The 8,839-nt window shown below is 48.2% G+C and carries 3 protein-coding genes; all 3 read right to left on the bottom strand.

The annotated features are described in order from the left end of the window. Nucleotides 1-269: 269 nt before the first annotated feature. Nucleotides 270-4,376, bottom strand: a complete 4,107-nt coding sequence (gene rpoC, locus ACKI5G_RS00640; protein ID WP_407396651.1) for a DNA-directed RNA polymerase subunit beta' — start codon at nucleotides 4,374-4,376, stop codon at nucleotides 270-272. A 20-nt stretch (nucleotides 4,377-4,396) separates the two neighbouring features. Further along, on the bottom strand, nucleotides 4,397-8,224 hold the full coding sequence (locus ACKI5G_RS00645) for a DNA-directed RNA polymerase subunit beta (RefSeq protein ID WP_407396653.1): 3,828 nt from the start codon (nucleotides 8,222-8,224) through the stop codon (nucleotides 4,397-4,399). A 342-nt stretch (nucleotides 8,225-8,566) separates the two neighbouring features. Beyond that, the coding region (gene rplL, locus ACKI5G_RS00650) for a 50S ribosomal protein L7/L12 (RefSeq protein WP_407396655.1) at nucleotides 8,567-8,839 on the bottom strand (273 nt) is incomplete at its 5' end.

The raw sequence follows: 8,839 nt of genomic DNA on the forward strand, positions 1-8,839 counted from the left end.
ACGAATTCTCCGCCAAGTAAAAACACCTCACTTTTGAAGTTTTCCCGAAACACGAAGTCATTCGGCAAAACTTGAATTTGTTGGTGTTATTATCTCACACGAATGGGCTGTGGGGAATACGACCTAAACTTTGACGTTTACGAAGCAGAAATGGAAAAAGAAAACTAACCATGCAGTATTTGTTTTGTCGTTTGTAAAAAAAAGTTGTGAGCTGACCCCGAAGGGGTCCAACTCACAACTTTTTTATTTTTTATTTATTTAAGCAATACTTACTCAGCAGCTGCTTCTGCTTCAGCCTCTGCCTCAGCAGTCTGAACAGGCTCATCATCGTAAACCACCTTGATGTTACGATAGCAGCCCATACCAGTACCAGCTGGAATCAGCTTACCGATGATAACATTTTCCTTCAGGCCGAGGAGTGGGTCAACCTTACCCTTGATAGCAGCATCAGTCAGGACACGAGTAGTCTCCTGGAAGGATGCGGCTGACAAGAAGGAATCAGTTGCCAGTGCAGCCTTGGTGATACCAAGGAGAATTGGCTTTGCAACAGCTGGCTCCTTCCCCTCAGCAATAGCCTTGGTATTGGCCGCCTCGAAGCTGTTGATGTCAACATACTCACCTGGCAGGAAATCGGTGCCACCATAGGCCTCGATACGAACCTTGTGGAGCATCTGACGAACCATAACCTCAATATGCTTATCATTGATACCAACACCCTGCTGCTTGTAAACCTTCTGTACCTCATATACGAGGTAGTTCTGGGTTTCCTTCAGGCCGCAGACGCGGAGAATATCATGTGGGTTAATGGAGCCCTCAGTGAGCTTGTCACCAGGCATGATATGGTCGCCATCCTTTGTAGCAAGACGGGAGTTAAATGGCAGAACGTATTCCTTGGCCTTCTCCTTGCCTTCCTTAGGAGTGATGGTAACGGTGAAGATTTTATCCTTCTCGGTAACGGTAACGTCACCCTCGATTTCAGCGATGATGGCGTTGTGCTTAGGCTTACGTGCCTCGAACAATTCCTCGACACGTGGCAGACCCTGGGTAATATCGTCGCCGCCTGCGACACCACCGGAGTGGAATGTACGCATTGTCAGCTGTGTACCAGGCTCGCCGATGGACTGAGCTGCGATAATACCAACAGCCTCACCCACGTTAACCTTGGTTGCATTAGCCAGGTCACGGCCATAGCACTTGATGCAGACACCATACTGAGACTTACAGGTCAGTACGCTGCGGATGGAAACCTTATTGCGGACCTTAACGATTTCATCAGCCAGCTTCTCATCAATATCGTCATTAAGGGAAGCAATCTTTTCACCAGTTTCAGGATTAATGATATCCTCAGCCAATACACGGCCTACGATACGGTCCTTAAGAGGCTCGATTACACCGCTACCCTCAACAATAGCTTCAACCTCAATACCGCGGATGTTATTGTTGCGAACCTTAACCTCCTTGGCATCGCTGGACAGAACTGCCTCGATGTATTCCTCGGTAAGAGGTACACCGGCAGGAACGATTTCATTGCCCTTGCTGTCATAAACAGCAGCAGTGGTATCCTTGCCCATCATCTCTGCTACCATAGCTGTCTTGATGGACTTTCTGATGTTTTCATCAGGAGCGCCAAGCTTAACGGTATCAGTTGCAGCAGCATTGGTAATGGCTGCATCACTGTTGGAGGAGGAACCACGGAGAACGATTTCCGCTACTCCAGCCTCACCGATTGTCTTGAGGATTTCATCATCAAGGGTTACACCCTTTTCAACGATAACCTCTGCAGTCTCAGGGCTGAGAACATCGGCAGCCAAAATGCGACCCTCCAGAGTTTCCTTGAGCTGTTCCACAGCAGCCGCTGCGGATTCAGCCAGCTTGGCACGCTCGCGGATCAGGTTAATGCCTACAACGTCGCAGTCTTCCTCACGAACGATAACGTCCTGAGCAACGTCAACAAGACGACGGGTAAGATAACCGGAGTCTGCTGTTCTAAGCGCAGTATCGGCCAAGCCCTTTCTGGCACCATGGGAAGAAATGAAGTAATCGGATACGGACAGACCCTCACGGAAGTTTGCAGTAATTGGAATTTCGATGGTCTTACCGGATGGATCAGCCATCAGACCACGCATACCGGCCAACTGACGCATCTGGGACTTGTTACCGCGGGCACCGGAGTCAGCCATCATGTAGATTGGGTTAAATGGCTCGTTGTCCGCATAGTTGTCATACATTGCATCAGCAACCAGGTTGGTAGCGTCATCCCAAACCTTACATACCTTCTTATAACGCTCCTCATCACTGATAAGACCGCGCTCAAACTGACGCTGGGTCTTCTTAACCTTTGCCTCAGCCTCATCAAGAAGGGCCTGTTTCTTCTCAGGAACCTTAATATCAGAGATAGCAACGGTCATACCTGCGATACAAGCATAGTGGTAACCCAGGTTCTTTACGTTATCAATAACAACAGCAGTCTCGCTGGCACCAAGAGTCTTGAAGCAGATGTCAACCAGCTTGCCCAGCTGTTTCTTGTTCATGAGCATACCAAGAGACCACTCACCGGTCTTCTTGTCCTGGCTGAACTGACGAACAGCCTTTGGCAGGGTCTCATTGAAAATCATACGGCCCAGGGAAGTACGAACCAAGCCGTAATCCTTGACTACATTGCCATCCTCATCAACATCCTTCATGCGGACCTTAATCTCAGCCTGAATGTCCAGCTCCTGATGCTGATAAGCAAGCAGTGCCTCGTTGATACCAGTGAAGATTTTGCCCTCGCCTACGATAGGTCTGCCCTGGCTGGAATTTCTTACAGCAGTCAGATAGTAGGAACCCAGAACCATATCCTGGGAAGGAACGATGATAGGGCCGCCATCCTTAGGAGCAAGGATGTGGTTAGCTGCCAGCATCAGAACACGAGCCTCGGCCTGTGCCTCAGCAGACAGTGAAAGATGGATACCCATCTGGTCACCATCAAAGTCGGCGTTGTATGCAGTACATGCCAATGGATGCAGCTTCAAGGCACGACCCTCAGTAAGAACTGGCTCGAAGGCCTGAATACCAAGACGATGGAGTGTTGGGGCACGGTTTAAGAGAACCGGATGCTCCTTGATTACGCCCTCCAGTACATCCCATACCTCATCCTTGGCCCGCTCTACCATACGCTTGGCGGACTTGATGTTATGGGCAATACCATCGGAAACCAGACGCTTCATAACGAATGGCTTAAAGAGCTCCAATGCCATCTCCTTAGGGAGACCACACTGATGAAGCTTCAGCTCAGGACCTACTACGATAACGGAACGACCGGAATAGTCTACGCGCTTACCCAGGAGGTTCTGACGGAAACGCCCCTGCTTACCCTTAAGCATATCGGACAGGGACTTCAGAGGACGGTTACCAGGACCGGTAACCGGACGGCCGCGACGACCATTATCAATAAGGGCGTCAACAGCCTCCTGAAGCATACGCTTCTCGTTACGAACAATAATATCTGGTGCATGAAGCTCCAAAAGGCGCTTCAAGCGGTTATTTCTGTTAATTACACGACGATACAGGTCATTAAGGTCAGAGGTTGCAAAGCGACCACCATCCAGCTGTACCATTGGACGCAGCTCTGGCGGAATAACTGGAACCACATCCATAATCATCCAGGAAGGCTTGTTGCCGGACTTACGGAATGCCTCAACAACCTCCAGACGACGGATAGCCTTGAGACGACGCTGCTGACTGGTAACTGTCTTCAGCTCGTTGGTCAGCTCCTGATGCAAAAGATCAAGACGGCTGATAATGCCCTCCTCTGGCTTCTGCTGATCCTCAGGGAGATCTGCCTCCATTTCAACCAGCAGCTCCTTGATAGCCTCAGCACCCATGCCTACCTTGAAAGCGGCGGAGGAATATTTGCTGCGATACTCACTGTACTCCTTCTCGCTGAGAAGCTGCTTCTTGCTAAGCTCAGTAGTGCCTGGGTCAATTACAATATAAGAGGCAAAATATAAAACCTTTTCCAGGGCTCTTGGAGCAATGTCCAAAACAAGACCCAGACGGCTTGGAATTCCCTTAAAGTACCAGATGTGAGATACAGGGGCTGCCAGCTCAATATGACCCATTCTCTCACGACGAACCTTGGCACGGGTTACTTCAACACCGCAACGCTCGCAGATAGTACCCTTATGGCGGATTCTCTTATATTTACCGCAATGGCATTCCCAGTCACGGGTTGGTCCAAAGATACGTTCACAGAAAAGGCCTGCAGTCTCTGGTTTTAAAGTACGATAGTTAATAGTTTCTGGCTTGGTAACCTCACCGTAAGACCACTCTCTGATCTTATCAGGAGACGCCAGACCTATACGCATTGAATCAAAGTTATTTACATCCAACAAGGGCGTGTCACTCCCTTCCATTATTCATTGTCAAAATTATCGGCATTAACGTCAACGATTAAGTCAGTATCAGAATAGTCATCCGCTGCTTCAGCATCATCCTCCGTATACTCATCGGAAGGTACTGCCACATTACCGGAATCATCTACACCATTTACATCAACATCCAGCTCATTGGCTGCATCTCTGATGTCTTCCTCATCGTCCTGAACCATAATCTCGTTAGCATTCTCATCCTGAACCTTGATATCCAGACCGATACTCTGGAGCTCCTTGATGAGAACCTTGAAGGACTCTGGTACGCCTGGCTCAGGGATATTCTCACCCTTAACAATGGACTCATAGGTCTTAACACGGCCCACAACATCATCGGACTTAACAGTCAGAATCTCCTGCAGGGTGTAAGCAGCACCATAAGCCTCCAGTGCCCAAACCTCCATCTCACCGAAACGCTGACCACCGAACTGTGCCTTACCACCCAATGGCTGCTGGGTAACTAAGGAGTAAGGACCAACGGAACGGGCATGAATCTTATCATCAACCAGATGATGCAGCTTCAGCATGTATACGCAACCAACGGTAACCTTATTCTTGAAAGGCTCACCGGTACGACCATCGTAGAGAACAGTCTTGGCATCCTCATCCATGCCGGAAGCACGAATAGTATCAAATACATCCTTCTCACGGGCACCATCAAATACTGGAGTTGCAATATGAACACCAGCCTTGTCAGACTTAGGCATGCCATACTTATCAAAGTCATAACCAATAGCACGGAGACGCTTCTCAACAGTAGGGTCACCGTTCTTAATCTGAGTACCGATATTTCTAACAGCCATACCCAAATGAGTCTCCAGAATCTGACCAATGTTCATACGGGAAGGTACGCCCAATGGGTTCAGAACTACATCAACTGGAGTACCATCCGGCAGGAATGGCATATCCTCCTCGCGCATGATACGGGAAACGACACCCTTGTTACCATGACGACCGGACATCTTATCACCCACGGAAATCTTACGCTTCTGGGCAATGTATACGCGAACCATGTTGTTTACGCCAGGGTTCAGCTCATCATTGTTATCACGGCTGTAAACCTTGACATCAACAATCTTACCGGCTTCACCATGAGGAACTCTCAAGGAAGTATCACGAACCTCGCGGGCCTTCTCACCAAAGATGGCTCTCAGGAGACGCTCCTCTGCGGACAATTCAGTTTCTCCCTTTGGAGTTACCTTACCTACCAGAATATCACCGGTTCTTACCTCAGCACCGATGCGGATAATACCATTTTCATCCAAATCCTTCAGGTTTTCTTCGGGAACATTTGGAATATCCCCGGTAATTTCCTCAGGTCCCAGCTTTGTATCACGGGCCTCACAGTCATATTCCTCAATATGAATGGAGGTATAAATATCTCTCTTGACAAGGTTTTCACTAAGAAGAATAGCATCCTCGTAGTTATAACCTTCCCAAGGCATGTAAGCAACGATAATGTTGTAGCCCAATGCCAGCTCACCATGGTCAGTAGCAGGACCGTCAGCGATAGGCTGCTTGGCCTCCACCACATCGCCCTTAAATACGATAGGGAGCTGGTTGATGCAGGTGCCCTGGTTGGAACGCATAAACTTCTGGAGCTTATACTCATCGAGGTCACCGTCCTCAGTGCGGATAACAATTTTATCTGCACTTACGGAATCAACCACACCGGCATGCTTAGCCAAAATCATAACACCTGAGTCACATGCAGCCTTGTACTCCATACCAGTACCAACCAGTGGAGCCTGGGTACGGAGAAGCGGAACTGCCTGACGCTGCATGTTGGCACCCATCAGTGCGCGGTTGGCATCATCGTTTTCCAGGAATGGAATCATGGCTGTTGCAATGGAAACAACCTGCTTTGGTGATACGTCCATGTAGTCAACCTTTTCACGGCGAACCTCAGTGGTCTCCTCGTGAACACGGGCTACTACGCGCTCATTTACAAACCAATCATTTTCATCCAATGGTTCGTTGGCCTGAGCAATAACCAAAGTATCCTCAGCGTCAGCAGTGATGTACTTAACATCATTGGTAACACGCTTGTTTTCTTTATCAATACGACGATATGGTGTCTCCATAAAGCCATACTTGTTGATACGGGCGTAGTTGGACAGAGAACCAATCAGACCGATGTTAGGACCTTCAGGAGTCTCGATAGGACACATACGGCCGTAATGGGAGTTATGTACATCTCGAACCTCGAAGCCGGCACGCTCTCTGGACAGACCGCCAGGACCAAGGGCAGACAGACGGCGCTTATGAGTAAGCTCTGCCAATGGGTTGTGCTGGTCCATGAACTGGGACAGCTGGGAGGAACCGAAGAATTCCTTTATAGCTGCCACTACAGGGCGGATGTTGATAAGGTTCTGAACAGCAGAAATATCCTCCTGGGTGGACATACGCTCACGAACTACACGCTCCATACGGGTAAGACCGATACGGAACTGATTCTGTAGCAATTCACCTACAGAGCGAACACGGCGGTTGCCCAAATGGTCGATATCATCAGTACGGCCAACACCATGCATCAGATTCAGCAGATAGCTGATGGATGCAATAATATCATTAACAGCGATGGTACGCTTCTTGTCAATGAGAGTTGGGGAACAAATCATATCCAGCAGGTCACCCTCATCATTCAGCTTCACCTGAACGATGATAGCCTTGCCCTCACCGAAAATACCCTTCTCCTGATCGTCTGTAATCTCATCGATCAAATCCTGGGTAATCAGCTCATTAGCAGGCACTACGACCTCACCGGTCTCCTGATTTACCAATGGCTCAGCCAATACCTGGCCTACCAGACGGTGTTTCCAGCCAAGCTTCTTGGTAATCTTATGACGGCCAACAGTAGCCAAATCATAACGCTTCTTATCAAAGAACAAGCTGCGGAGCATAGAGCGGGCGTTATCTACGTTAAATGGCTCACCCTGACGAAGTCTCTTGTAAATCTCATCTAAAGCTACTTCTTCAATGGTTCTGCCATCCATGCCCTCAGTAGAATCACGCTCAAGAGTTGCAACGATTGCAGGGTCATTGTTGAAGAGTGCCAAAATTTCATCCTTGGTACCGAAGGACAAATCAGAGGTCAGCACCTCGATATGATCCTCGTTACGGCCTGTTTCAGCGGCACTTGCAGTGCCATCAGCAATCTGCTGGTTTCTTGCGATTTCAGCCTTGTTAATGAAATCAAGAGCACGCAGGAAAACAGTTACAGGCAGCTTACGGGTTCTATCAATACGAACAGAAATAACATCGTTGGTATCAGTTTCAAGCTCAATCCAAGCGCCACGGTTAGGGATAACAGTAGCGTTGAACAGGGACTTACCGGAGGAATCCACGGTAACACCATAGTAGGCACCTGGGGAACGTACCAACTGGCTTACGATAACACGCTCTGCACCATTGATAACAAAGGTACCGGAGTCAGTCATCAGAGGGAAGTCACCCATGAAGATTTCGCTGTCATGGAACTCACCATTTTCCTTGTTAATACGACGAACCTTTACACGAAGCGGTGCAGAATAGGTTGCATCCCGCTCCTTGCTCTCCTCCAGGCCATATTTTGGCTCGCCGAGAGAATAATCCAACAATCTTAATTCAATCTTGTTCTGGAAATCGGTAATTGGGGAAATATCCTCAAAGATTTCCATAAGGCCAGCGCCCTTGGTACCCTTTTCTACATCGCCAATAAACCATTCATAGGATTTCCGCTGAATGTCAAGAAGGTGTGGCATCTCCATAACTTCTTTAATCTTGGCATAGCTATACCTGGTTCGTTTGCCTACCGGCACAGGATGAAACATTAAGAACTTCACTCCTTAGCTAAAATAACAAAAATGACAAAAAATCCGCACACGAAAAATAAACAGATTCACAACACCTCTTCATGGGCTAAAACCACACGACGCATTGCCAAATGTCCCAAGACACCTGATGAATCCATTTAATACCCTTGCACGAACTTATTTACTGTTTTCTTAGTGGCCTAAGCCACAACTACAGCTTTTTAACCTGTAGCAATTTATTTTACCAATATAATTAATTTATGTCAAGAAAAACCTATACAAAAACAAAAAAGCTGTGAAAAATGATTGCTCATTTTCCACAGCCTTCTGTTTTACTTAAAGCTCGTTATAAAGCAGAAATTACTTCAACTCTACAGTTGCACCAGCAGCCTCGAGGGTACCCTTGAGAGCCTCAGCGTCAGCCTTGGACAGACCTTCCTTAACAGCAGCAGGAGCACCGTCAACCAGAGCCTTAGCTTCCTTCAGGCCGAGACCAGTAGCCTCACGAACAGCCTTGATTACGTTGATCTTGCCAGCGCCAGCGTCCTTCAGGATTACATCGAACTCGGACTTCTCACCAGCAGCGCCACCCTCTGCAGGAGCAGCAGCAGCTACAGCTACAGGAGCAGCAGC

The sequence above is a fragment of the Anaerovibrio sp. genome (assembly GCF_045637405.1).
Classification (GTDB): Bacteria; Bacillota; Negativicutes; order Selenomonadales; family Selenomonadaceae; genus Anaerovibrio.